This is a genomic window from uncultured Methanobrevibacter sp. (assembly GCF_902771435.1).
Lineage (GTDB): Archaea > Methanobacteriota > Methanobacteria > Methanobacteriales > Methanobacteriaceae > Methanocatella.
This window is the reverse complement of the sequence record NZ_CACXXB010000013.1, coordinates 32,413-57,513: the sequence shown is the minus strand read 5'-3', so window position 1 is coordinate 57,513 and position 25,101 is coordinate 32,413. Positions and strand designations below refer to the sequence as shown.

The 25,101-nt window shown below is 34.8% G+C and carries 21 protein-coding genes and 1 pseudogene; 15 read left to right on the top strand and 7 right to left on the bottom strand.

The window, feature by feature from the left end; translation table 11 throughout:
- Both QZU83_RS04915 and QZU83_RS04910 read right to left on the bottom strand, forming a co-directional pair.
- On the bottom strand, nucleotides 1–180 hold a 180-nt coding region (locus QZU83_RS04915), incomplete at its 3' end, for a hypothetical protein (RefSeq protein ID WP_295591526.1).
- 84 nt (nucleotides 181–264) lie between these two features.
- Entirely contained in the window at nucleotides 265–1,062 is a 798-nt protein-coding gene (locus QZU83_RS04910) for a formate/nitrite transporter family protein (protein ID WP_295610141.1), read from the bottom strand.
- Nucleotides 1,063–1,632: 570 nt separating this feature from the next.
- Here QZU83_RS04910 and fdhD point away from each other — a divergent pair.
- Nucleotides 1,633–2,382 carry a formate dehydrogenase accessory sulfurtransferase FdhD gene (gene fdhD / locus QZU83_RS04905; protein ID WP_295610139.1) on the top strand — a complete coding sequence of 250 codons (750 nt, stop codon included), beginning with the start codon at nucleotides 1,633–1,635 and terminating at the stop codon, nucleotides 2,380–2,382.
- Between the two features lies 1 nt (nucleotide 2,383).
- Here the strand turns inward: fdhD and hxlB are convergent, their stop codons facing one another.
- Entirely contained in the window at nucleotides 2,384–2,974 is a 591-nt protein-coding gene (gene hxlB, locus QZU83_RS04900) for a 6-phospho-3-hexuloisomerase (protein ID WP_295610138.1), read from the bottom strand.
- A gap of 66 nt (nucleotides 2,975–3,040) precedes the next feature.
- Between hxlB and QZU83_RS04895 the strand changes: the two genes are divergently transcribed.
- The 4 genes and pseudogenes from QZU83_RS04895 to lysS all read left to right on the top strand — a co-directional run bounded on the left by QZU83_RS04895 (nucleotide 3,041) and on the right by lysS (nucleotide 8,196).
- The gene (locus QZU83_RS04895; protein ID WP_295610136.1) at nucleotides 3,041–3,910 is read left to right on the top strand and encodes a LysR family transcriptional regulator; all 870 of its coding nucleotides are present in this window, start codon (nucleotides 3,041–3,043) and stop codon (nucleotides 3,908–3,910) included.
- Between the two features lie 164 nt (nucleotides 3,911–4,074).
- A complete protein-coding gene (locus QZU83_RS04890; RefSeq protein ID WP_295610134.1) occupies nucleotides 4,075–4,989 on the top strand; it encodes a carbohydrate kinase family protein in 915 nt (304 codons plus the stop codon).
- A gap of 244 nt (nucleotides 4,990–5,233) precedes the next feature.
- A pseudogene (locus QZU83_RS04885) lies at nucleotides 5,234–6,411 on the top strand (phosphomethylpyrimidine synthase ThiC).
- 201 nt (nucleotides 6,412–6,612) lie between these two features.
- Complete coding sequence (gene lysS / locus QZU83_RS04880) at nucleotides 6,613–8,196, top strand: lysine--tRNA ligase (protein ID WP_295610132.1); 1,584 nt, start codon at nucleotides 6,613–6,615, stop codon at nucleotides 8,194–8,196.
- A 20-nt stretch (nucleotides 8,197–8,216) separates the two neighbouring features.
- On the opposite strand, the gene QZU83_RS04875 is transcribed toward lysS, so the two are convergent.
- The 3 genes from QZU83_RS04875 to QZU83_RS04865 are packed head-to-tail and all read right to left on the bottom strand — an operon-like array spanning nucleotide 8,217 to nucleotide 10,320.
- A complete protein-coding gene (locus QZU83_RS04875) occupies nucleotides 8,217–8,603 on the bottom strand; it encodes a hypothetical protein (protein WP_295610130.1) in 387 nt (128 codons plus the stop codon).
- The gene (locus QZU83_RS04870; protein WP_295610128.1) at nucleotides 8,603–9,073 is read right to left on the bottom strand and encodes a nucleoside deaminase; all 471 of its coding nucleotides are present in this window, start codon (nucleotides 9,071–9,073) and stop codon (nucleotides 8,603–8,605) included. Before QZU83_RS04870 ends, QZU83_RS04875 begins: the two co-directional genes overlap by 1 nt.
- Nucleotides 9,074–9,105: 32 nt before the next feature.
- A complete protein-coding gene (locus QZU83_RS04865) occupies nucleotides 9,106–10,320 on the bottom strand; it encodes a hypothetical protein (protein WP_295610126.1) in 1,215 nt (404 codons plus the stop codon).
- A gap of 183 nt (nucleotides 10,321–10,503) precedes the next feature.
- Here QZU83_RS04865 and polC point away from each other — a divergent pair, with 183 nt between their 5' ends.
- The 10 genes from polC (at nucleotide 10,504) to QZU83_RS04815 (ending at nucleotide 24,231) form a co-directional block, all read left to right on the top strand.
- The gene (gene polC / locus QZU83_RS04860) at nucleotides 10,504–13,803 is read left to right on the top strand and encodes a DNA polymerase II large subunit (RefSeq protein WP_295610125.1); all 3,300 of its coding nucleotides are present in this window, start codon (nucleotides 10,504–10,506) and stop codon (nucleotides 13,801–13,803) included.
- Nucleotides 13,804–14,065: 262 nt separating this feature from the next.
- Nucleotides 14,066–16,384 (top strand): anaerobic ribonucleoside-triphosphate reductase, encoded by a 2,319-nt coding sequence (gene nrdD / locus QZU83_RS04855; RefSeq protein WP_295610123.1) that lies wholly within the window; start codon nucleotides 14,066–14,068, stop codon nucleotides 16,382–16,384.
- A gap of 129 nt (nucleotides 16,385–16,513) precedes the next feature.
- On the top strand, nucleotides 16,514–20,077 hold the full coding sequence (locus QZU83_RS04850; protein WP_295610121.1) for a C1 family peptidase: 3,564 nt from the start codon (nucleotides 16,514–16,516) through the stop codon (nucleotides 20,075–20,077).
- A 161-nt stretch (nucleotides 20,078–20,238) separates the two neighbouring features.
- Nucleotides 20,239–20,724, top strand: coding sequence for a hypothetical protein (locus QZU83_RS04845; protein ID WP_295610119.1), 486 nt, complete (start codon nucleotides 20,239–20,241; stop codon nucleotides 20,722–20,724).
- A gap of 418 nt (nucleotides 20,725–21,142) precedes the next feature.
- On the top strand, nucleotides 21,143–21,433 hold the full coding sequence (locus QZU83_RS04840; protein ID WP_294999928.1) for a 50S ribosomal protein L21e: 291 nt from the start codon (nucleotides 21,143–21,145) through the stop codon (nucleotides 21,431–21,433).
- Nucleotides 21,434–21,438: 5 nt separating this feature from the next.
- Nucleotides 21,439–21,783, top strand: a complete 345-nt coding sequence (locus QZU83_RS04835) for an RNA polymerase Rpb4 family protein (protein ID WP_295610117.1) — start codon at nucleotides 21,439–21,441, stop codon at nucleotides 21,781–21,783.
- A 171-nt stretch (nucleotides 21,784–21,954) separates the two neighbouring features.
- Complete coding sequence (locus QZU83_RS04830) at nucleotides 21,955–22,587, top strand: DUF655 domain-containing protein (protein ID WP_295610115.1); 633 nt, start codon at nucleotides 21,955–21,957, stop codon at nucleotides 22,585–22,587.
- An 8-nt stretch (nucleotides 22,588–22,595) separates the two neighbouring features.
- A complete protein-coding gene (rsmA, locus tag QZU83_RS04825) occupies nucleotides 22,596–23,468 on the top strand; it encodes a 16S rRNA (adenine(1518)-N(6)/adenine(1519)-N(6))-dimethyltransferase RsmA (RefSeq protein ID WP_295610113.1) in 873 nt (290 codons plus the stop codon).
- A gap of 5 nt (nucleotides 23,469–23,473) precedes the next feature.
- The gene (locus QZU83_RS04820; protein WP_295610112.1) at nucleotides 23,474–24,058 is read left to right on the top strand and encodes a HemK2/MTQ2 family protein methyltransferase; all 585 of its coding nucleotides are present in this window, start codon (nucleotides 23,474–23,476) and stop codon (nucleotides 24,056–24,058) included.
- A 14-nt stretch (nucleotides 24,059–24,072) separates the two neighbouring features.
- Nucleotides 24,073–24,231 carry a hypothetical protein gene (locus tag QZU83_RS04815; RefSeq protein WP_295610110.1) on the top strand — a complete coding sequence of 53 codons (159 nt, stop codon included), beginning with the start codon at nucleotides 24,073–24,075 and terminating at the stop codon, nucleotides 24,229–24,231.
- Between the two features lie 9 nt (nucleotides 24,232–24,240).
- Here the strand turns inward: QZU83_RS04815 and dapF are convergent, their stop codons facing one another.
- Entirely contained in the window at nucleotides 24,241–25,101 is an 861-nt protein-coding gene (dapF, locus tag QZU83_RS04810) for a diaminopimelate epimerase (RefSeq protein ID WP_295610109.1), read from the bottom strand.

Below are 25,101 nucleotides of genomic sequence, written 5' to 3'. Positions count from 1 at the left end.
GTCTTCCCTATTAATAAACTGATATCCAAAGTTACCTTTTGGACATACTTTACCCTCGTTTACAGGGTGTCTTTTTAAAGGTTCTACACCAACAATTTTGCCGTCTTTAACAACAAAGTTAAGTCCACAACCAGTACCACAGTATGGACAAATTGTTGGAACATATTTAATTTCAACCATTTTATAATCTCCAAAATATATTATTTTTTTAAATAATTTAAAAAAAAGAAGCTTGAAAAGCTTCTTTAAGATTTAATTTACTAGCTAGTCTTTTAAGTAGGTGTACCAATAGATACATGCTACAAAGATAGCTCCACCGATAATGTTACCAATAGTAACTGGGATTAAGTTGTTAATAATGATAGTACCCCAAGTTACACCTTTAGCGCCTAAGAACAAACCTAACGGGATGAAGAACATGTTTGCGACACTGTGCTCAAATCCGATACATACAAACGCCATGATTGGGAACCAAATACCAACAATTTTACCGATGATATCATCAGATGCGTTAGCTAACCATACAGCTAAACATACCAACCAGTTACAACCAATACCTCTAATCATTGCAGTTAAGAAGTCTAATTTAACTTTTCCTTCTGATACTGCAATAGCTTTAGCAGCAATAGCGTTAGTAGGGTCTGCAGGGACAATTCCACCCATGAAAGCGAGAACGTAAGCGACGAATAATGCACCTACGAAGTTGAAAATCCAACTGATTACCCAGTTTTTAGCGAGACCGCCAACAGAAGCGGTACCATCTAAAACACCAAGGGTCATGAACATAACATTTCCAGTGAATAATTCAGATCCAGCAAGGACAACGATAATCAAACCGACAGGGAACACTGCACCGAATACGAACTTTTCTAAACCGATTGGTGCGCCTGCTTTAATCATACCTGCGCTTGCAACGACAGCTAATAATCCACCAAATGCAATATAAGCTCCTGCTAAGAAGGAGAGTAATATTACATTAACAATATTTGCAGAGTTTTTTGCTCCAGCAGTTCCGGAAATTGCTTTTGCGGTATCTACTGGACTTTTAAAAGATGAACCCATATTATCTACCTCTTATTCCCTTTTTTTTATAATTTGTATAATACTAATAGAATCCACTGCTTACACAGTTCGGAGTATTATGATATTATATATTAACTTTACCATATAAAAAGGATTTGTTATTAGGCTTAAAGAGAAATATTTAAATACTACAACTGAATATTTTAAAGAAAAGCACGATGATAAGAATATTAATTCATATCGATTTAATGCATAATTTTAACAAAATTCAAAATATATATCCCATTTAAATGTACAATCACAATACGAAATGAAATATATTTCATATTAAAATTTATGATATGAAACTGAAAAAATAGTTTACTATAAGCCATAAATAGTTAACTAGTTGTCTAATTTTCATAATCAATTTAAATTTAGATATAAACAATTTTTATTCGATTACCAACAAACAAAACTAAGTTTAGACAATTAATATAATTATAAAAAAAAATTTACACAAGCGATTTCATATCGCCCATCACATCGCCAAACAACAATATTATTATTTATAAAATATTTAAAATAGTAACAATAGTTATAGAAAATGTATTCAGAGAGATGATTTAAATGAAAGTCGGCGAAATTGATGCAATTAATTATAAAAATAATGAAGCGGTTGAAGCAAAGGAAAAGGTAGTTCTCGATGAGACAATAACACTAACCATCAACAATGACATCAGCCGCAGCCTCTCAGCAATAGAGGATTCACTTGAAGAATTTGCGGTAGGATACCTTTTTAATGAAAATATGGTAAACACAATGGATGCGATTAAAAAAATAGAAGTTGACGGAGTCAATATCCATGCCGAAATTGATGATACACTTTTAAAAACAAATGAAACAGTACTCTGTTCTGATTCGGCCGGAGGATGGAGAAGCAAAATAAAACATGTAAATCCTGTTGAATCCACATTCCAGGTACACGTTAGCGAATTAATCGACAGAATCGAAGAGCTGAAGAACAACGCCGAAATATGGCAGGCTACCGGAGGAACACATGTGGCCGGAATCGTGCATGAAGATCAGTTTATCGTAAAAGAAGACGTCAGCCGCCATGTTGCAGTTGACAAGGTAATCGGATATGGTCTGCTGCATGATTTTGATCTTTCACAGTCATATGTGATTTACAGTGGCAGAATGCCTGCGGACATGGTAATCAAAATGACAAGAGCCGGCGTACCAATTTTGGCATCAAATGCCGCACCCGCAAATTCAGGATACAATATTGCAAAAAAAGGAAACATTACATTGGTCGGATTCCTAAGAGGCCAACGCTGTAATATATATAATAATCAAAATAGAGTAATTTTTGACTAAATTACTCTAAAACCGCATGCCTATTTCTTAAGTCGTTTTCTGTCTGTTGCATCTTATCCATCAATTCTGATACGATAGCATCCAAAAATACCAAAGTGGTTAACTCAAATGCAGTACCCAGCGGAGTCAATGAAGTGTAATTACCGTGAATCTGACGTTTCATATAGTTCTCGTCATCAACTTCCTGTTTGGTTCTACCTTTGACAAGAAGATAACTGTCAGTCAGCTGCCCAAGAGTGGATTCAGGATAAGAAGTTACGGCCAATACTCTAGAACCCCTGTCTTTAGCAATTCTTGCAGCAGAAACTATGGTATTGGTTTCTCCAGAACCGGAAATGGCAATTATGCAATCGTTTTTATGAATAGCTGGAGAGATGGTTTCACCAACAACATAAGCGCTTAATCCCAAATGCATCAATCTCATTGCAAATGCTTTGCCTGCAAGACCTGACCTTCCCGCACCGGTTACGAAAATATTTTCGGCCTTCAATATTTCATTTTCAAAATCTTCAATAATATCTTCATCTAAATAATCAACAGCATTTTCAATATTTTTCAATATAGCATTAATTGAATCTTTCATTATATCCATTTTATCCAATCCCAGAATAGTTAAACAATATAATTATAATTATGATTAAATAATTATATATAATTAATGAACTTAGAAAGCAAAGGTCTGATTAGCTTAGACATAGATGGTACAATTTATGACTATAAATTATATCAAAGTTTAGAATCCCTCTCCCGAACAAAATCCCAGAGACAGTCAGCTAAAGAATTGAATATATCACATACTGTTTTTAATAGAAGACTGCTAAAAGCTGAGGAAAAATTGGGATGCAAAATTACTGAAAAGGTAGGCAACGGAACAATACTGACTCGAAACGGACTGGAATTGCTTGAAGAATTTCAAAAATATCAAATAAGAATAGAAAAAACCCCGAACATAAACATTGTTGGAGGACATATCAGTTCAGGACTTCTGGAAACCATCAGACCACCATTCAATACAAATATTTACAGCAGCAGCGACAGAGATGCATTTGAACTTGCCAAAAGAGGAGCTGTAGATATATTGACATTGGACGATCCGCTGATTGCCTATGAAAGGGATATTGACTTTACGCCGATAGCCTATGACTATCTTGTTTTAATTTCAAGCCCGAATTGCAAGGAAGTTAAAAGCATAAATGATTTGAATGGCCTTAATTTTGTAAATGTGACAGGTTCTGCCCAAAGGCTTGCCTGGAATACATTAAAACATTACGATATTGATTATAACATCACCCATAAAGTGAATTCACAGTTCGACGCTTTCAAACTAGTGAAAAACTCTGAAAATTTACACTGTTTTTTAAATGCCAGTTATTTTAAAGGAAATGAACTGTTAAAGTTCGATACCCGTCACGTAATAAGTTTGATTAAGGTAAGCGAAGATAAAAGAGAAGTAGATGAATTCATTGAATATCTGCTGAATGAGGGTCAAAAGGAAATAAAAAATCAGGGATTTGCACCTATACAATAATACTCATCAAATGCTCTCGGCAAAAAGAAAACCTTTAATAAAAATATAAATTAATTATACATTTATGTGACTGTGCGTGACTGTGATTTTTCACGGTTATGATTTTCAAAACATTAAATAACAATAAAATCCAATATTAAATTGAAATATAAAAAGGCGATATTATGGCAAAAAACAGAGATTTACTAGCTATTGGTCACTCTGCTCATGATTACATTATTAGAGTGCCTGAATTTCCAAAAGCAAACTTCTCAGCACCAATAACCAATATGAAAACATTCAATGGCGGAGCAGCCGCTAACGTTGCGTGTGTTGGTGCGAAATTAGGATTGAAAACCTCATTGGTTTCAGCTGTTGCTGGAGATTTCAAAAAAACCGAATACTACGAACATATGCAAAACTTAGGTATTGACACTGATTCATTAATTTATGTTCCTGGTGAAGCTACCCCTACCGCATTTGTCCTTACAGACGACAACGATGACCAGATCAGTTACTTCTACTGGGGAGCTGCACGTGAATTCGCTGACAGTAAAGTGCCTACCTCAGCAATTAAAAATACTGAAGCAGTGCACCTTGCAACCGGTGACCCTAATTTTAACTGGAAATGTTCCCTTGAAGCAAAAGAAGAAGACTTGCTCGTTTCATTTGACCCAGGCCAAGACCTCGGAATGTATGATACCAAAAAATTATGTGACGTGATACAAAACACCACCATACTGTTTGGAAATCATCACGAAATAGAAAGAATTCTGAATGCTCTGGAAGTTGATTTAGCAGGCCTTAGAGAATTGGGACCAAAAATAATTGTTAAGACATGCGGAGCGCAGGGCAGCGAAATTTATTCAAATGAAGAAAAGATCAAAATTGATGCAATCAAAAGAGAAGCTGTTGACCCAACAGGAGCAGGAGATTCCTACAGGGCAGGATTCTTATCAAGATTCCTTAACGGAGAATCATTAGAAGAATCAGCAAAATTCGCATCAGCAGTATCATCATTCATTATTGAACATCAAGGCTGTCAAACCAATATGCCAACTTTTGATGATGCTTTTGAAAGAATGCAAGAATTTTACTAAATTCTTTTCTTTTTTTATTTTTTTTAAAGTAAACTTTATTTATATCAATAAGGCTTTAATTCAGTTGTACTAACTGAAGAATTACTGTTTTTTAAAAAAAAATTTACATATATCAATAAAGTTTGAATTAACAATAATCCAATTAATTTAAATACTATTAAATAAATATAACACATTATCAATCATTGATGAAAATATAATAAAATAAATTTGACTGTTTAATCTATAATCAAGGAGGAAAATAATGACACAAATTAGTGATGCAAAAAAAGGCATTTTAACTGATGAAATGAAACACGTTGCAGAAATTGAAGGTGTTTCAGAAGATTTCATTTTAAAATCAGTAGCCCAAGGTACTATAGTAATACCAAGTAACGTTAATAGAGATATCGAAGCATCAGGTATTGGTGCAGGATTAAGAACCAAAGTAAATGCAACCGTTGGTACTTCAACAGATATCGTTAACTTTGATGAAGAAGTCTTAAAAGCACAAATTGCAATTGACAATGGTGCAGACTGCTTAATGGAATTGAGTATAGGTGGAGACCTGGACGTAATAAGAAACAGAGTCTTGGACATGTCCCCATTGCCAGTGGGTTCAGTGCCAGTCTATCAGGCTGCTATTGAAAGTATCAGAAGAGACGGATCTGTAGTCTACATGACTGAAGACGACCTGTTCAACACCATTGAAAAACAAGCAAAAGATGGTATTGACTTTATGGCTGTCCACAGTAGTATCAACATCGAAACCTTAACCAGACTCAAAAGACAAGGTCGTGTAACCGGACTCGTTTCCCGTGGAGGATCATTCATGTCCGGATGGATTGTTGAGACAGGGCTCAAATACAAGAATTGATTATTTTAGGAGAATTAATCGACAGGTCCCGTGAAGCTGGAGTACAATGTATGATTGAAGGACCAGGACACATCCCAATCAATGAAATTCCAACAAACGTAATGATTCAAAAGAAAATGTGTTCCAACGCTCCTTTCTACATGTTAGGACCTATTGTATGTGACGTGGCACCAGGTTACGACCACATCGTATCTGCAATCGGTGCAGCATCCTCTGCAAAAGCCGGAGCAGACTTCATCTGTTACGTAACCCCTGCAGAACACTTGGCTTTACCTAACCCAGATGACGTAAGAGAAGGAGTTATTGCAACCAAAATCGGAGCTTATGCTGGAGACCTTGCAAGTGGCCAAATCGACGGTTCACAAGACCTTGCAATGGCAGAAGCCCGTAAAAACCTCGATTGGGAAGCACAATATGCTTGTGCAATGTTCCCTGAAGCTGCACGTGCAAAAAGAGACCAAAGACCTCCTGAAGAAGAAGATACCTGTACAATGTGCGGTAACTACTGTGCAGTAAAAATCGTTAACGAATGGTTGGATCAATCCGATTCTGACCTAATTAAATAGATATTCTTATCTATTTAACTTCTTTTTTTATTTAATTACTTTTATTACTCCTTATTTAATTTTGTTTCATATAAACTGAAAATACCCAACATTTGTCGTTAATGTTGAAATTTTAACAAACTAATCTTTTTATATTATAATAACAAAAATATAGATATACTTATTTTATGATAATTTTTTTATTATTAACGGTGAGAATAGATGACACATTGGATTGAAAATATAGCTGATGAATTAAGTAAAATGGATGTAGAAGAACATGTCATTGCGAGTGGAACCTCCATTTCAGGTTCAATACATATTGGAAACTCCTGCGACATATTTATAGCTAACGGAATTGGAAAGAAATTAAGAGAAAAAGGAAAAAAAGCTAAAACAATATGGATTGCAGATGACCACGACCCACTCAGAAAAGTTCCATATCCTTTACCTGAAGATTACGATAAATACTTAGGAATGCCATATTCCACAATTCCATGTCCTGACGGTTGCTGCGCCAACTTTGTAGAGCACTTTGAAAAACCTTTACTCAGTGTGATGGACGACTACGGAATTGAAATGGAAGCAAAATCCGGTTTTGAAATGTATAAATCCGGAGTATATAACGATTATATAAGAACTGCACTTGAAAATGTTGAAGAGATCAAGGAAATCTTCAACCAATACAGAAGAGAGCCTTTGGCTGATGACTGGCTTCCTTACAACCCAATCTGTGACAAATGTGGTAGGGTAAACACCACATATGCTTATGACTATGACGGCGACATCATCAAATACAGATGTGAATGTGGCCACGATGGTGAAATGGACATCAAAACCGGAAACGGTAAACTCACATGGAGAGTGGAATGGGCTGCAAGATGGAAAATATTCGGAACAACATGCGAACCATTCGGTAAAGACCATGCGGCAAGTGGAGGATCATATGATGTAAGTAGCGTAATATCCGAAAAAATATTTGACTACCCTGCACCATATCCTGTACCATACGAATGGATAACCCTTGATGGTGAAGCGATGAGTAAATCCCACGGAGTATTCTTCGCACCTGAAGAATGGCTGAAAATTGGTCCTGCTGAAAGTCTTCACTACTACCTATTCAGATCAAAACCTATGAAAGCTAAAGATTTCTCACCAAAAATGCCTTTCCTAGACTTTATTGATCAGTTTGATACAGTAGAAAAAGTATTCTATGATGAAGTGGAAGCTCCATCTGAAAAAGAAGAAAGGAAATTCAAGGAAATCTATGAAATAGTCCAAATGACTCCTGATGCACCTTTACCTTTCAGACCTCCGTTCAGATTCCTGGTCAATGCTTATCAGATTGCAGGTGATGACCTTGAGAAAATCTTTGACATTCTCAAAAGAAACTCCCAGCTGACAAAAAGCTTCAAAGACAAGGAATTTGGTGACTTGAATGAAACTGAAATGGCACAATACAGGGAAAGGATCGACAATGTGAAATATTGGTTGGACAATTATGCACCTAAATTTGTAAAATTCCAAGTGCAAACCAAAAAAGTTCCAAAATTACCTTTAACTGATGAGCAAACCAAATTCTTAAGAGACCTGGCTGATTTGATTGAAAACAATGAGTTTTCAGATGCAACAGAACTGCACGATGCAATGTATGAAATCCTGGAAGCTCAAGAATTAAAACCACAAAAAGGATTCCAAGCTATTTACAAAATGATTCTCGGTCAAAAACAAGGCCCAAGAGCAGCATCATTCTTGTTAAGCTTAGATAAAGACTTTGTTGTAAAAAGATTAAGACAGGAAGCTTAATCTTTTAAATTTTTCTTTTTTTAAATTAAACTTTTGAACTCTTTTTTGAGCAGTATTTCATCTGCATCTTCAACAAATTGATAATCCAATTTTTCGAATATCTCAATGAGGATATCTTCCCTGCTTTCAAAACTAACAACAACACTTTTAAACTCATAATCCATTGCTATTTTTTCAAGCTGTCTTATCAATTTATATGCAATCTTTTCACGATTGTCATAGGAATTCAAGAATAATGTAGTGATTTCAGCAGAATCTGCATCATATACCTTAAAACTAGTGCACCCCACAGTTTTACCAAAATTTATTAAAAGTAAAACTACATGAGGCTCATCAATTACGCATCCAAAAGATGCGCACATTTCAATGAATCTTTCATCCCTCTCATCAGTCACTATAATTTCCATTATTTAACCTCAGTAGTGTTTCCAACTTTAGCAAGCTCTTCATCCCATATTCCGCAGTTATCACACTTGAACTTCAAAAATAAGTCTCTACACCTAATGTCATTTAAAACAACGACTTCAACATCATTGCATTCAAGCAAGTTTTCCGCTCCCATTAATGTGGTATTCTCTCCAATCACAACTTTCGGTATATTATACAGTATTACTGCTCCGGAACACATAGGGCATGGGGATAAAGTGGTGTATAATGTACATTTAATGTAATCTTCATAATTTAAACGACCCGCATTTTCGATTGCATCCATTTCAGCATGCAAAATAACGGAATCATTTTGAATCAATCTATTATGACCCCTGGATATAATTTCACCATCCTTAACAAGGACTGCTCCAATTGGAATCCCGCCTTGATCTAAAGATTTTTGAGCCTCCTTGATGGCTTCGGTCATGAAATAGTTATCTTGTGTCATTTTAAAAAAAAGAATAAATTAGATGAAATTAATCATCTTAATCTATTGAATAATCCTTTATTGGATTGTTTTTCTAATTCATCTTCAAGTTTTCTGATGGTATTGCGCAAATCAGAAGACTCTTTTTTGGATTCATTAGACAATTTGTCGTAGCTACTTTCCTTAAGTTTAAGCTGAGTTCTGAGTGAAGAAATTTCCTCTTTATAACCAGTGATTTCTTTTTTGATTTGGCTTTCAACTTCTTCTTTATAGTTACCAAGGTCAATGAGTTCAGATCTTAAATTATCAACTTCAGTGGAAAGGTCTACATTCTCTTTTCTAGCATCAGAAAGTTTTTCCTTAATGTCTTCAATTTCGCTAGTTAACTTCTTGTTTTCTTTTTCAATTGAATCAACATTAACATTAGCTAATTTTTCTTTGTAATCCTCGATCTTAGCTTCAAGTTCTTCTTTAATTGTATCAACTTCGGATTCTAATTTATCAGCTCTCACTTTATTGACAGCACTTTCAGCACCGAGTTTACCAATTTTGTTACTTAAATCTGCATTAATATCCAATTGATCGAAGTATTTTCTGGTAGTTTTTTCTAATGCTTTTGTCAATTCATTTTTAAGATTATTTAAATCAGCGTTTTCTTTTTTAAGCTTAGGAATAATCTTATTAGTCAAATAATTAAGTTCACTTGATTGATTAGATAATTTTTCATCTTTTTCTTTTAGTTTCTTTTTCAAATCATCTAATTTAGATTTTTGTTTTTTAGGTTTTTCATTTGAAGCAGGTTTTTCTTCAGCTTTTGGTTTTTTAGGAGCTTTTTCAACAACAGGCTCTTCTACAACTTCCTCAACAACCTCTTCAGGCTCATCAGGAACAACCTCTTCAACAACAGGCTCTTCTACAACTTCCTCAACAACCTCTTCAGGCTCATCAGGAACAACCTCTTCAACAACAGGCTCTTCAACTACTTCCTCAACAACCTCTTCAGGCTCATCAGAAGCAACCTCTTCAACAACAGGCTCTTCAACTACTTCCTCAACAACCTCTTCAGGCTCATCAGAAGCAACCTCTTCAACAACAGGCTCTTCTACAACTTCTTCAACAACAGGTTCTTCAGGAACATTTTCAACAATAGGTTCTGCAGGAGCTTCTTCAACAGTTTCTACAGGTTTTTCCTTTCTATTTTTAATTTTATCTAAATTTAATTTTACTTTTTGCCCATACATGGCATTCATTGGTTTATCATCTGACATTAAAATCACCAAAATAGCAATAATAATTAAAAGTTCAACCACTTAGTACAGTAATATAAAATTATAGTCAACAACATATTTAACTATTTTTGAAATGTGAAATTTCACACCTGCAAATATTATTAATATCATGAAAACAAATACTAATATACTGAAATTAGTTTTGTAACCTGTGGGGATACCATGAATTATTTTGATAGATTAGAAGCAGAAACCAATCACCTATATGAAATAGCCAATGAGGCAAGGTCTAAAGGATTAGATGTTGAAACAGAGACAGAAGTGCCTCTTGCAAAGGATTTAGCGGAAAGAGTAGAAGGGCTTGTAGGCCCTGAAGGCGTTGCTAAAAGAATTAAAGAATTAGAAGCAGACATTACCAGAGAAGAAGTGGCTTTTGAAATTGCCGCAGAGATTGCATCAGGAAAATTTGAGCTTACCGGTGAAAAAGCAGACTGGAATGAAGAACAAAGATGTGATCAGGGCTTGAGAACCGCTTTGGCCATTCTAACAGAAGGAGTTGTAGCGGCTCCTCTGGAAGGAATCTCAGACGTTAAAATCAAAGATAATTTTGATGGAACAAAATATATCGGAGTTTACTTTGCAGGACCTATCAGAAGTGCCGGAGGTACTGCAGCTGCTTTGGCTGTGCTTTTAGGAGATAAAATCAGGCAAGCTATCAACATTGATGCGTTTAAACCAATTGATGATGAAATCGAAAGATATGTGGAAGAAGTTGAGCTTTACGAATCAGAGGTTACAAACTTACAATACTCACCAACCCCGGAAGAGGTCAGATTTGCCGCAACCCACATACCCGTTGAAGTGTCAGGAGAGCAGACAGACCAGGTTGAAGTTTCACACAGAGACCTTGCACGTGTCGAAACCAACAACATCCGTGGTGGAGCTTTGCTTGCGATGGTTGAAGGGGTTATCCAGAAATCCAAAAAGATTCATAAAATTTCCAAAAAGCTTGGACTTGACTGGGAATGGCTTACAGAGTATTCCAAACCTAAAAAAGATGACTCCAAAAGTGATGATGGAGGAGAGTCTGAAGTCGCCAGTGAACCTAAGTATATTCAGGATATTATCGGAGGAAGGCCGATTTTAGGATATCCTTCCGAAAAGGGAGCATTCAGATTAAGATACGGAAGGTCAAGAAATACCGGCCTTGCAACCATGGGTGTTCATCCGGCAACAATGGCATTGCTCGAATTTTTAGCCGTTGGAACACAGCTTAAAATTGAATATCCTGGTAAAGGTAATTGTGTTGTTCCTGTTGATTCCATTGAAGGACCTACCGTCAAGCTTAGAAACGGAGATGTATTGATACTCGATAGCGTTAAAAAAGCCCGTGAAGTCAAAAAAGATGTTGTCGAAATATTATTCCTGGGAGACATGCTTGTTGCATTTGGAGAATTTTTAAGAAACAACCAGCCATTGTATCCATCAGGTTGGGTTGAAGAATGGTGGATTCAATTGTTAACAGGCAGTGAAAAATTCGATGCGGAAAACAATGATTTAGATTTGCATAAACTTGAATATGAGTATTTGTCATCAATCGAAGCATTTAAATTATCCAAGGAGTATGACATTCCGCTGCATCCGAAATACACCTACTGCTATAATGACGTGACCATTGACGATTTAAATGAATTAATCGATTTAATTATTAAATGCAAATCAACCTATAAACCAAATGAAGGAATAAAATTAGATTTATCATATCCAAAAAGAGTTCTGGAAGTCATTGGTGTTCCGCACACCGTTCGCGATGGTAAAATAATCATTGACAAAGACCATTCCTATGCTCTTTTAGTTACCTTATCCAAAAAACTGCCTAAAATGGAAACTACAATCGAAGCCGTAAATGAAGTTGCGCCTATTGAAATAAAAAACAAGGCCCCGGCATACATCGGTACCCGTGTAGGCAGACCTGAAAAATCAAAAGAAAGATTAATGAGACCTGCACCTCATGGATTATTCCCAATCGGAAATAATGGAGGTGCCAGGAGACTGATTGCCACAGCTGCCAAAAAAGGCAGTATCAAAGTAGAAATGGCCAGAAGGAAATGTACCAATCCTGAATGCGGAATCACTTCCAACAATTCACTTTGTCCGAAATGTGGAAGCCCTACAGAAATTACACCACCTAGAGAAAAAAACATACCCCTTGCATCAATGCTCAAACAGGCATCTGATAACGTTAAAGTCAGAAGGGTTGATGAAGTGAAAGGTGTAATCGGTATGATTTCCGAGTCAAAGTTAGCTGAACCTCTTGAAAAAGGAATACTTAGAGCAAAAAATGAAGTGTTTACATTTAAGGACGGTACAATACGCCATGACTCAACTGATTTGCCGCTGACTCATTTCGTGCCTAAAGAGATTGGCGTCACTGTCGAAAAGCTTCTTGAAATGGGTTATGAAAAAGATTGTTATGGAAACCCGATTGAAAATGAAGACCAAATCATTGAACTTAGAGTTCAGGACATTGTAATTTCAGACAACTGTGGAGAATACCTTCTTAGAACCGCACAATTTATTGATGACGAACTTACAAGATTTTATGGAATGGATCCATTTTATAACGTTAAAGAGAAAAGTGATTTGATTGGTCATTTGGTAGCAGGACTTGCACCGCATACATCTGCAGGCGTGCTCGGAAGAATTGTTGGATTTACCAAAGCTTTGGGTTGTTATGCGCATCCTTATTTCCATTCAGCCAAACGTAGAAACTGTGACAGTGATGAAGATGCAGTAATGTTGCTTTTAGATGCATTGATTAACTTTTCAAAATCATACTTACCAAATACCAGGGGAGGCAGTATGGACGCTCCTTTGGTTTTATCATCAAGAATAGACCCTGAAGAAATAGACGACGAATCTCACAACCTGGACATATTCGAAAGATTCCCTGTTGAATTTTATGAAAAGACATACAGTCCTCTGAAACCTGCCGAAGTTCTCGAATATATCGATAATGTCGAAATGCATTTAGGAACTCCGCAGCAATATGAGGGATTGATGTTTTCCCACCACACAACCAACATTCATGCGGGACCAACAATATGTCTCTATAAAACCTTACCATCAATGAGAGAAAAAGTTGAAGCGCAGATTGCTCTTGCTGAAAGCATAAGAGCTGTTGATCAGCGTGGAGTTGTTGAGAAAGTATTGTCCTCTCATTTCTTACCAGACATCATGGGCAATTCTAGAGCATTTTCCAAACAGAAGGTAAGATGTACTAAGTGTGGTGCAAAATACAGGAGAATGCCGCTGACCGGAAAATGCAGGTGTGGCGGTAACCTGATTCTTTCAGTTTCAAAAGGATCAGTGACAAAATATCTTGAAATTTCGCAAGAGCTAATTGACAGATACCCAATATCCCCATACTTAAGACAACGTTTGGAGATTCAGGAATTTGGTATTAAATCATTGTTTGAAAGTGATAAATCCAAACAGAGTTCACTGGATGTTTTCTTTTAGTCCGAATACTCATCAAATGCTCTAGGACATTTTGTTTTAAATATGAAAAACATAGTAAATTTCAGTGCACATTAATAATGTTCGCATGAAGACGAACATTTTATATATGATAAGGACCCATCTATTATATAGAAACTTGTTCGTATGTATACGAACAATAATTATACATGTGCAGACATATAGTATAATCACGTGAGAGAGTAATCTCTCGTTTACTAATTATACTTATTAATAAAAACGTAGGAAAAATGGTGTGAAAAATATGGAAAAAATATCAGAATTAGGAAATAAATTAAATGATTCCGCTAAAATCAATGTAGAGAAAAATAACGGAATCAGAGAAAGATTCAGTTACGAAAAATTACTAAAATCATTAGTAATGGTCGAAACTCCATTCTTTGAATCAGACAAAATCGTAGCTACAGTGGTATCACAATTATACGATGGAATCAAAACCAAAGAAATCAAAAAAATTGTTTATGAATGCTTAGAGGATATTGACCCTGAAATTGCAAACAAATACTTAGCAAGTACCCAATTAAAGGTACGTACTTCCAGAGACACTATCGAAGCATTCGATTTATCAAAAATTGCTAACACCTTAATTGAAGAAACCGGTGCTAGCCAAGAAACCGCTTTTGAAATCGCTACTGAAACATGGAAAGAACTCAAAAAATTAAATGTCGAATACTTGACCGCTCCAATGATCAGGGAAATGGTTAACACCAAATTAATCGAATATGGTTTAGAAGACTTAAGAAGCCGTTACACTCGTTTAGGTATTCCTGTATACAACATTACCTCATTAATTGAAAACGGTAACAGAGATAACGCAAATATGATTCACAACCCTGAAAGTATTCACAAACATGTAGCGGACGAAGCATTAAAACAATATGCACTTTTAAAAATGTTACCTGCACACTTAGCTGACGCACACATGTCCGGTGACATTCACATTCACGATTTAGAATTCTTCGCAGGAAGACCTTTAAACTGTCTTCAACATGATATAAGAACATTCATCAAATATGGACTTAAAGTAGACGGTACCGGTGACCACACCTCCATTGCAGGTGCACCAAACCACATGGAAACTTTAATGAACCACACAGGTGAAATCATGCTCGCAGCACAACAAAACATGTCCGGTGGACAATCCATGTCTCTCTGGAACGTATTTGTTGCACCATTTGCAAGAGGCAGAACCTACGAAGAAATCAAACAGGCTGTCCAAATGCTCATCTACAACCTGAACATGGCTTATGCAGCTCGTGGATCCCAAGTTCCATTTACCAGCATGGCATTAGAATTCGGTGTTCCTGATTTCTTAAAAGATGAAACTGCTTACGGACCAAAAGGCCAAGTAGTTGGAACCTATGCAGACTATGAAGAAGAAACCAGATTAATCCAAAGAGCATTCACCGAAACATTACTCGATGGAGACAACGAAGGTAAACCTCATTTATTCCCAAATACAATTTACACACTCCGTGAAGAAACAATGACCAGTGAATACGAAGACGACCTCCGTTTAGTTCACGAATTATCTGCAAAATACGGTTCCTCCTACTTTGTAAACATGTTCCCTGAATACAGAGGAAAAAATGCTAACTACATGGGTTGCAGAACCTGTTTACAAGATACCTGGACTGGTGACTGGGACAAAGACTGTTTAAGAACTGGTAACCTCGCATATGTAACTTTAAACTTACCAAGAATCGGATACCAATCAAAAGACGAAAACCAAGTATTCGAATACCTCGACGCATACATGGACCTTGCTGTTGAAACCTTAATGCTCAGAAGAGAACAAGGATTAAAATGTTTAAATGATTTCCACATTTTACCATTCTTAAAACAAAAAGTAGGCGAGGAATCCTACTACAGAATCGAAAATTCAACATTATCCTTTGGTTTCGTTGGACTTAATGAAATGTTAACCTCCCTCTTCGGCGAAGGTATCGAAAACCCAGATTCAAATAAATTTGGTGTAAAATGTATTGAATACATCAATGATAGAGCTAACCAATTGAAAGATGAAACTGGACTCAGATGGTCCGTTATCCAAACTCCAGCTGAATCTACTGCTTACAGATTTGCAACTCTCGATAAAAAACAATTCGGAGACCAAGCTATCGTACAAGGTGAAGGAAACGCTAACTACTACACTAACTCTTCACATGTACCAGTAGACACTGGATTATCATTAATTGAAAAAATCAAAATTGAAGAACAATACCACGGAATTACTCCTGGTGGACACATCTTCCATGCATTCATGGGAGAATCCTACTCCGATCCGGATTCATTAATGAGCTTAACCAATAAAATTGCAAAAAAATCCGACATCGGATTCTGGGCTTACAGCTCAGCATTAAGTTTCTGTCTTAAATGTAAAACTTTAATGAAAGGGCTAAATAATACATGCCCTACCTGCGGAGAATCTGAAGATGTGGAATGGTATGACAGAATTACCGGATACGTACAACAAGTTGGACGTGCAAAATCTGCATCCGGAGGATGGAATCCAGGTAAACGTCAAGAATTAATTGACAGAAGAAGATTTGAAGATAACTAAACAGTTATCTTCTTCACACCATTTTTTTACACCAAACCATCAAACTGTTTAGAATCACTTAAATATTTTACCAAACACTTAAATATTTTACCAAATATATTATAATGCATATAATTTATGAGGTAAAATATGAAATTTAATAAACTAATTTTAAACTCATTCATATTACTTGTATTATTGTTTTCAATCACTGCAATTTCCGCAGCCGATTTGAATGATACTGGAAGTATGGATGTTTTAAAGGACGTCAGTGCAAATGAGAGTTCATTTGCAGATTTTGAGACTGAACTTTTTGTTGCAGATTCGAGTTTGGATCTTAGCGGCGATTATAAATTTGACAATTCCAGCGGACTGGATTCCGACACAGGAATTTATATAAATAAAAAGGCATTTGTCATAAACGGGAATAATCATATAATCGATTGTGACAATCAGGCCAGAGCATTTAATATTACCGGAAATAAAGTGACCATAAATAATCTGATAATTAAAAATGGTTTTCATAACTACGGTTCGGCAATTGCTGCCAATACTACTCTGACATTAAATAATGTAACATTTATAAATTGTATTGGTACCGGAAACCCATATAACATGGGAGCCATATATTCCAAAGAGGCACGTTTAATTGTTAACGACTGTAAATTTATTGATACCAGTGGGGAAGAGGGTTCTTCAATCACTGCTTATGGTTGTGATGTGACTGTCAATAACTCTACATTTATCAGTAATTCTGATAAAATTATCAAAGGTCAAATTTATGGGTATCAGTCAGATTTGAAAGTTTTAAACTCTATTTTTTTAAATACTACTTCAAGGTACGCTACTGCAATATTTTGTGAATATAAATCTGACATTGAGATTAATAACACAAAATTTAGAAACTTATTTGCGAATAAAACTGCTGGTGCAATTGCTGTTAAAGAAAATATTAATCTAGATGTTAATAATTGTGAATTTGTCAATGTGTCCAGTGTAAACAATGGTGGAGCAATATTTCTAGACATCATAGGGGATAATAAAACCGGTGATGGTGAAGTTGAAATCGCCAACTGTAAATTCTATGACTGTTACTCCTCTTTTGGTGGAGCTCTTTTACAGTTAGGCGGAACTATAATAGTCAGAAGTTCTGAATTCATATCAAATAAGGCGAACTATGAAGGCGGTGCAATTTATACCAGTTTTGCTACCGTAGGTATTGCCGATTCAAAATTCCGATCTAACAGCCTACAGGATGAAATATCTTACGGAGGAGCATGTTATTTTGATATGGGAACAGTGAATCTTGCAAGAAACATTTTTGAAAATAATCTTGCTTCCAACGTTACTACCATTTATGCATATGATACTGATTTAACATTGAGAAATAATTATTTTGAGAATCCTTCCAATGTTACAAGCATATATACAGTATATGGAACAGTAACTGATAAAAAAAATAACAACTTCACCAACGATAAGCGCTCATTCGGCAACACTAATGACTTCTATAATTTTGAAAATACTGCAAAACCATTTATAATACTCAATAACACTCTTTCATATGATGAAATGCCTGCCAAATTTGATTTGAGAGATTATGGTTGGATTACCCCTGTCAAAGACCAGGGATTTATGGGTGCATGCTGGATGTTCGGTAATCTTGCAGCATTGGAATCCGCATTACTTAGATATACAAATGTTACATATTCCCTATCAGAAAACAATGCTCAAAATTCAATGATTCAATATTCCAAATATGGAGCAAAAGGATATATTGAAGGTGGAGCTGAATATGGAGCTATAGCCTATCTGACTGATTGGTTAGGAGTTTTCCCTTCAAAATATGATAGTTATGACGAACTGGGCAAAATATCTTCATTATACATAACTCCTGAAGACATTCACATTCAAAATGCAGTTGTTCTTCCTAAAAGAAAAAATGCAGGAGATAACAGTTTAATTAAGGATGCACTAATACGTTATGGTGCGGTAGCTACTAGTCATCATGCAGATTTTAATGAAAAAAAGTTTTTTAGTAAAGTAAAATCCGCGCAATATTATTATGGCAATAAAATTGCAGACCATAGGGTTTGTATTGTAGGTTGGGATGATAATTATTCTGCACATAATTTCTTAAAAACTCCACCTGGCGATGGAGCATGGATTGTCAAAAACAGCTGGGGAACAGACTGGGGTGATGAAGGATATTTCTATGTGTCATATTATGACCTTAGTCTTGGATCTGATGACAATATATGCTACATAATCAATAATGATACATTCAACAGGATTTATCAGATTAATGTCGGAGGTAAAATAACTGAATTAACTGCCAAGTATTATTACAATTCCTTTACAGCTGATGAAGACGAACTGATTGCAGCTGTCGGAACCTATTTCAAAAAAGCAGGCATTAAATATGCAGTTTCAATAAGTGTAAACGATGCTGTTGTTTATGAACAAACAGGCGTAAGTAACTTCGAGGGATTTGAAACCATCAAATTAAACAAATTGGTTCAAATCAAAAAAGGAGATACTTTTAAAATAAAAGTTAAAGCTGAATTGTATTCTGCTGATAACCTTAGAATTCATGTTAAAAAAGGCCAGTCATTTGCAAGTAATGACGGGAAAAAATGGACTGATTTAGCAAAATTAAACAGTGTAGCAATTATAAAAGCTTATACTGTTTCCGATTTAAACATTACTGAAAATTTAGTTAAATACTACACCAACAAGGATCCATTTGTCGCAAAAGTTGGTCCTGGTGAAACAGTCGTTTTTGAATACAATGGAAAAACCTACAAACGTCAAGCAGATGAAAACGGATTGGCTAAACTTAATATAAATTCCAAACCTGGAAAGTATAGCATCACAACCACATACAACAACACTTCAATTGTCAATTATATCATCATAAAGAATACTGTGGTTTCTTCAAATATTAACAAGACTTTTAACAGTAATTTCAATTACAAGTTGAGAGTGTTGGATTCCAATGGAAAAGCCGTGAAAAATACCAAGGTTTTAATTACTGTCAACGGAAAATCCAAGTATTACAAAAGTGATAAATCCGGTTACATAACCCTCAAATTCACCAAACTGGCTAAAAATCAAAAGATAACTGTCAAAAATCCGAAAACTGGCGAAATTAAAACAAGTAAAATCGGTGCATATTCCAGATTTACAGAAGATAAAAATGTTGTAATGTATTACAATGACGGATCTAAGTTTAAAGCGTATATACTTGACGACAATACCAAACCTGTTGGTAAAAATAAAGTGGTGGCCCTCCAGATTAACAAGAAAATATACAAGGTTAAAACCAATTCCAAAGGTTACATCACTTTCAAAATACCAAATACCTTAAAACCGGGCAAATATATACTATATGGAGTTTATAAAGGCAATGTAAATAAAAATATCATTAAGGTAAAACAAAATCTTAAAACCAGCAAATACACCGTTAAAAAATCTGCAAAAAAACTGACTGTCAAGGCAACACTTAAAAACGGCAAAAAAGCAGTTAAAAACAAAAAAATAACACTTAAACTTAATGGTAAAAAATACAGTGCTAAAACCAGTGCAAAAGGAATAGCTAAATTTACCATTAGCAAAAGCGTTATCAGCAAACTCCAGGCAGGTAAAAAATACACCATGACAGTTACCTACCTTAAAAACACTATAAAAACAACTTTAAAAGTTAAACGTTAGAGATATAATTCTCTAACTCTTCTATTTTTTTAACATCTGATATGTGCGAAAAAAACATTTAATGTGCACCAGATTCTTGCAGACTAATGGAATATTACTTATACAATAAAATGCAAAATTAACATTATAACATGTTAATGTTATACATATAGGTGGTTTTTATGAAAAAGATAATAATTGTTTTAATTGCATTAATTGCAATTGGGGTTTCCATCGGCGCTGTTAGTGCTGAAGGATTTAGTTTTTCATTCGGAAGCGAATCAAATTCCGATGGAGGAGACATATCTATAAATAATGATAAACTTAGTTTACAAGGTATAGATTTCAAAGTTCCAGCTGGATTTAAAGAAAATGAATCCGCTAGGATGGTAGCAAACGCTACTGAAGCATTTGGTGAAAAATGTAAAGTATCCGGTACTGAATTCTACAACAACGAAACCAACTTCATTGTACAAGTTTTCTTTGCTGATGATGGTGACTTTAATGACTTAAAAGTAAACAACGCAACTAACCAAACTATTGCAGGTCACCAAGGTTTCGTCACTGAAAAAGAAGGCAGAACACTCTTCGATTATGTTGTTGATGGTAAAATAGTTGAAATCAACTCTCCTGATCAACAAACTCTCGAATCTATATTAAAAGCATAAAAAACTTTTCTTTAAGAATGTGACTTTAAGTCACATTTTTTAATTTCATTAATCTGATTTTTTCAAATTACTTCTTAAGACCATCATGGATTAGAGCTTACCAACTGTTATACATCCTTTAACGTTATCACCATCCATAACATGACCAGTTTAATAATTCCAAACATAAAGTCAGGGTTCACCAGCATATTCAAAACTGTTTTGACATTAACATGAAATCTTTTGTCAAATCACTTACAAAAACTAAAAGTATATTAATGACATTAAACTAAAAATATAATATTATCATATCACTGATGATAATCAATTATTTTCACATTCTATGTTACTAGTATTTATGGGCTTTTTTAATACTAGGTAGCTGATAACATAGATATAATTATATACCCAGACAAGAACTGATTTAAGAGGTTATACAATGCAAAGATCAAGAGGATTAAAAAGTAGATCAAGAAAAAAAATGACTAAAGTACAAAGGCCGGGCAGAACCAACCCAATTACTAACAGACTCCAAAAATTTGAAGAAGGAGACTTAGTTCACATTACCATTAACCCATCTATCCAAAAAGGTCAACCTGCTCCTAGATTCCACGGTAAAACCGGAAAAATCACAGGTCAAAAAGGTAAAGCTTACATCGTATCCTTAAAAGATGGGAACAAAGCAAAAGAATTAATCGTTAGACCTGACCACTTAAAATTACAAAACTGAGTTTTATGATTGGAAAAAATATTATTGAAAGTGAACCTATTCCAGGTGTTGAAGTTAAAGAGATACTTGAAGAGTTTTCTGAGGATAATGAATTAAATTATGAACAGAACATTACTTTAAACCACCTTGCAAGATTTAAAAGATACTCTCTTGAAGATTCACAAGAAATCATTGCAAAACTCCAAGAAGAATTTAACTTAAGACCTAAAGTCGCTGTTCATATTGTTGATTTAGTTCCTGAAGACTTAGCAGATTTAAGATTGATATTTGCTAAAGAACCAAGTAAAATTGACAACGAAGAAATGAAAAAAATTCTCGAACTTCTAGAACAATATGATGTTGTTGAATAGTTACTAACTATTCACCTTTTTTCTTATTTTAAAATATAATTTACTACTTTTAAGGCAATTTTGCTAGCTATTTTTAGATATATTTATTACATTTAAAAATTAAAACTAATCATAAGTTAAGCTAAGGTCAATATTTTTTGACATGCAAAAAACAATAGTGAAGTGATAACTATGGATAAAAATAAAAACAAAAAAAATAAAACACCAGCAGTAAAAAAAGAAGAATATGCTGTTATACTTGATTATTTAAGTAGAGGATATGTTAAATCAGACATGTCCAAATTTGGTGGAAAAGCTATTGCTCAAGCTATTGGTACAGAACAGTTCACTTTACTAGAATTAGCTCCTAAAACTGGAGTGGATTTAGATATCCAGGATACCGTATATATCGGAAAAGGAAAGAGAGATAAGATATATAGGGTCTTAGGTAAATTAAATTTTGAAAATCTAACTGCAACAAGTAGAATAGAATTAGAATATGCTATTCGTGAAATTGTGGAAGCAAATGAAGAAAAATTTGTTGAATTTTTCAATACTGCAGATTCATTAAGTACAAGACTCCATTCTTTAGAGTTAATTCCGGGAATTGGAAAAAAATACATGTGGGACATTATTAAAGCAAGAGAAGAAAAACCGTTCGAAAGCTTTGAAGACATAACTAAAAGGCTTCCTACTTTAACAGATCCTGCAGGAATGATTGTTAATAGAGTAAAACAAGAATTAGATACTTCTATAGTTAGAAGAGGTAAACGTAAATATTATCTATTTACACAAGCTCCAAGAAGACCTAGGAATTCAAAATAAGTGATAAATTGAATAGTGAATCTTCCCAATCCCTGTCAAAAACAACGAAAATCATCTTGAATCAATATGGGATAAAGTTAAATAAAAATCTCGGTCAGAATTATTTGATTGATAAAAATAAAAGGGACCAGATAATTAACTTTGGAAATCTCAATGAAGACGATGTTGTGCTGGAGATAGGAACTGGGATAGGAACACTAACAATTGAACTTGCCAAAAAAGCTGGAAAAGTAATAGCTATTGAACAAGATTCAAATATAGCCAAAATACTAAGAGAAAGACTAAAGAAAGAAAAAATAGATAACGTAGAATTAATTAACGATGATGCCTTAAATGTTGATTTTCCCAAATTCAATAAGATCATCTCAAATCTACCTTATCAAATTTCATCACCAATCACCTTTAAATTTTTAAACTATGATTTTGACCTTGCTATTTTAATGTATCAAAAAGAGTTTGCAAGACGTATGAACGGTGCCGTCGGGACAAAAGACTATTCCAGACTGTCTGCAATGCTGTATTTTAAATGTGATGTTGAAACATTAACAGATGTCAGTTCAGAAAGCTTTTTGCCGAAACCGAAAATAGATTCGACCGTCGTTAAGCTGACCCCAAAGGAAAATAAAATATCAGAAGAGGACTTTAAGATATATTCCAATTTTACAAAAGCGCTGTTCCAGCACAGAAACAAAAAAATCAGAAATGCACTGATCGATTCAAGGCATGTAATCTGCAATCTCGACAAGAAAGAAATGAAAGAAAAAATAAACCGGATTGAAGATGATGAGCTAAATGAATATCTTAAAAAGAGAGTAATAGCCATCAAACCCGAAGAGATACTGTTTTTATCAAAAGAGTTGAATTCAATTTTGAATGAGTAGATAATATGAGTGAATTTATTATAAATAATGATGATAATGTTTATATTCCAGCTGAAGACAGTTATTTGCTAGCTGAAAATTTACTAATCAAAGAAGGTCAAAGCGTTTTGGAAATTGGTACGGGATCCGGAATTGTTGCAATGTATGCATCAAAATTAACGGATAAGATAACAGTGACAGACATCAATTTTGACGCATGCGAACTTGCAAGAAAAAACTTTCAGGCAAACGGCATTGAAAATATTGAAATCCTATTCGGAAATCTATTCGAGCCTGTGAAAAATAGAAAGTTTGATGTAGTTTTGTTTAATACTCCATATCTACCTACTGAAGAAGATGAAGTTATTGACAGCAATTTAAATTATGCATTTGATGGTGGATTAAATGGAAGGAAAGTTATTGATTTATTTTTAAATGAAGTGCCAAATCATTTAAATGATGGTGGAACTGTACAGCTAATTCAGTCTTCATTTTCAGATAACGAGAAAACCCTGGATATGCTGGATGAATTAGGATTTATAGCTGAAATTGCAGCTTCCGAACACTTCTTTTTTGAAGATATTACATTAATAAATGGTTATAAAATATAAAAAGGTGATTAAATATGGAACAATGGAAAATGTCAATTTTAGTGGGAGTAGCACTTATAGTTCTTGCAATAATATTTGCAATACTCAGAAAAGCAATAAGCATATGGATAATTTTAATTATTATACTTGCGATAGTTGACATCGCATTGGGATTGTATAGAAAAAATAGATAGAAAAGGGGATTAAAATTCCCCATCGAAAACAAGCTCTGCAGGACCTTCCATGAAGGCTCCAAGAGCATCTTCTTTTTCATAAACTGTAAAGTTTAAGTCGCCGCCAGGCAGGTGAAGTAAAATTTTACTGTCAAATAAGCCTAGCTTGTAACCGGAAATAGCTGTGGAAGTAGCTCCAGTACCACATGCAAGTGTTACGCCAGCGCCCCTTTCCCAGGTGATCATTTTACCTTCGTTTTCAGAGATTACCTCAACAAAGTGTACATTGATTTTTTCAGGGAAAACTTCATGGGCTTCAATGGCAGGGCCGTACTTGTTAATGTCAACAGCATCAACATCATCAACGAAGATTATTGCATGAGGGTTTCCGACACTGATTGCAGTCACATTAAATGTAGTGTCCAAAACTTCCAATTCACCATCCAAAAATTCATCAACATCGGCAGTCATTGGAATTTCAGGAGTTTTAAAAGTTGATAAACCCATATCCACCTTAAATAAGACCGGTTCATCATTTTCCAATGTAATTTCAATGGTTTTTATTCCGGCTCTTGTTTCTACAGTCATTTTTTCCTGTTTTAAAATGCCTTTTCTGTAGACAAAATCTCCGAAACATCTTATACCATTTCCGCACATTTCAGCTTCGCTTCCGTCCGGATTAAACATTCTATATCCAATGTCAGCTACTTCAGACGGTTCTACAAACAATACTCCGTCACCGCCAACACCAAAATTTCTGTGGCATAAAATTCTGCATGCCTCTGGCTTGTCCGCTTCAGGAATGACTTCCCCTTTACTTTCATCGATTATTGGAAAGTCATTGCCTATCCCATGCATTTTTGAAAATTTTAATCCTTTTAAATCAACCAT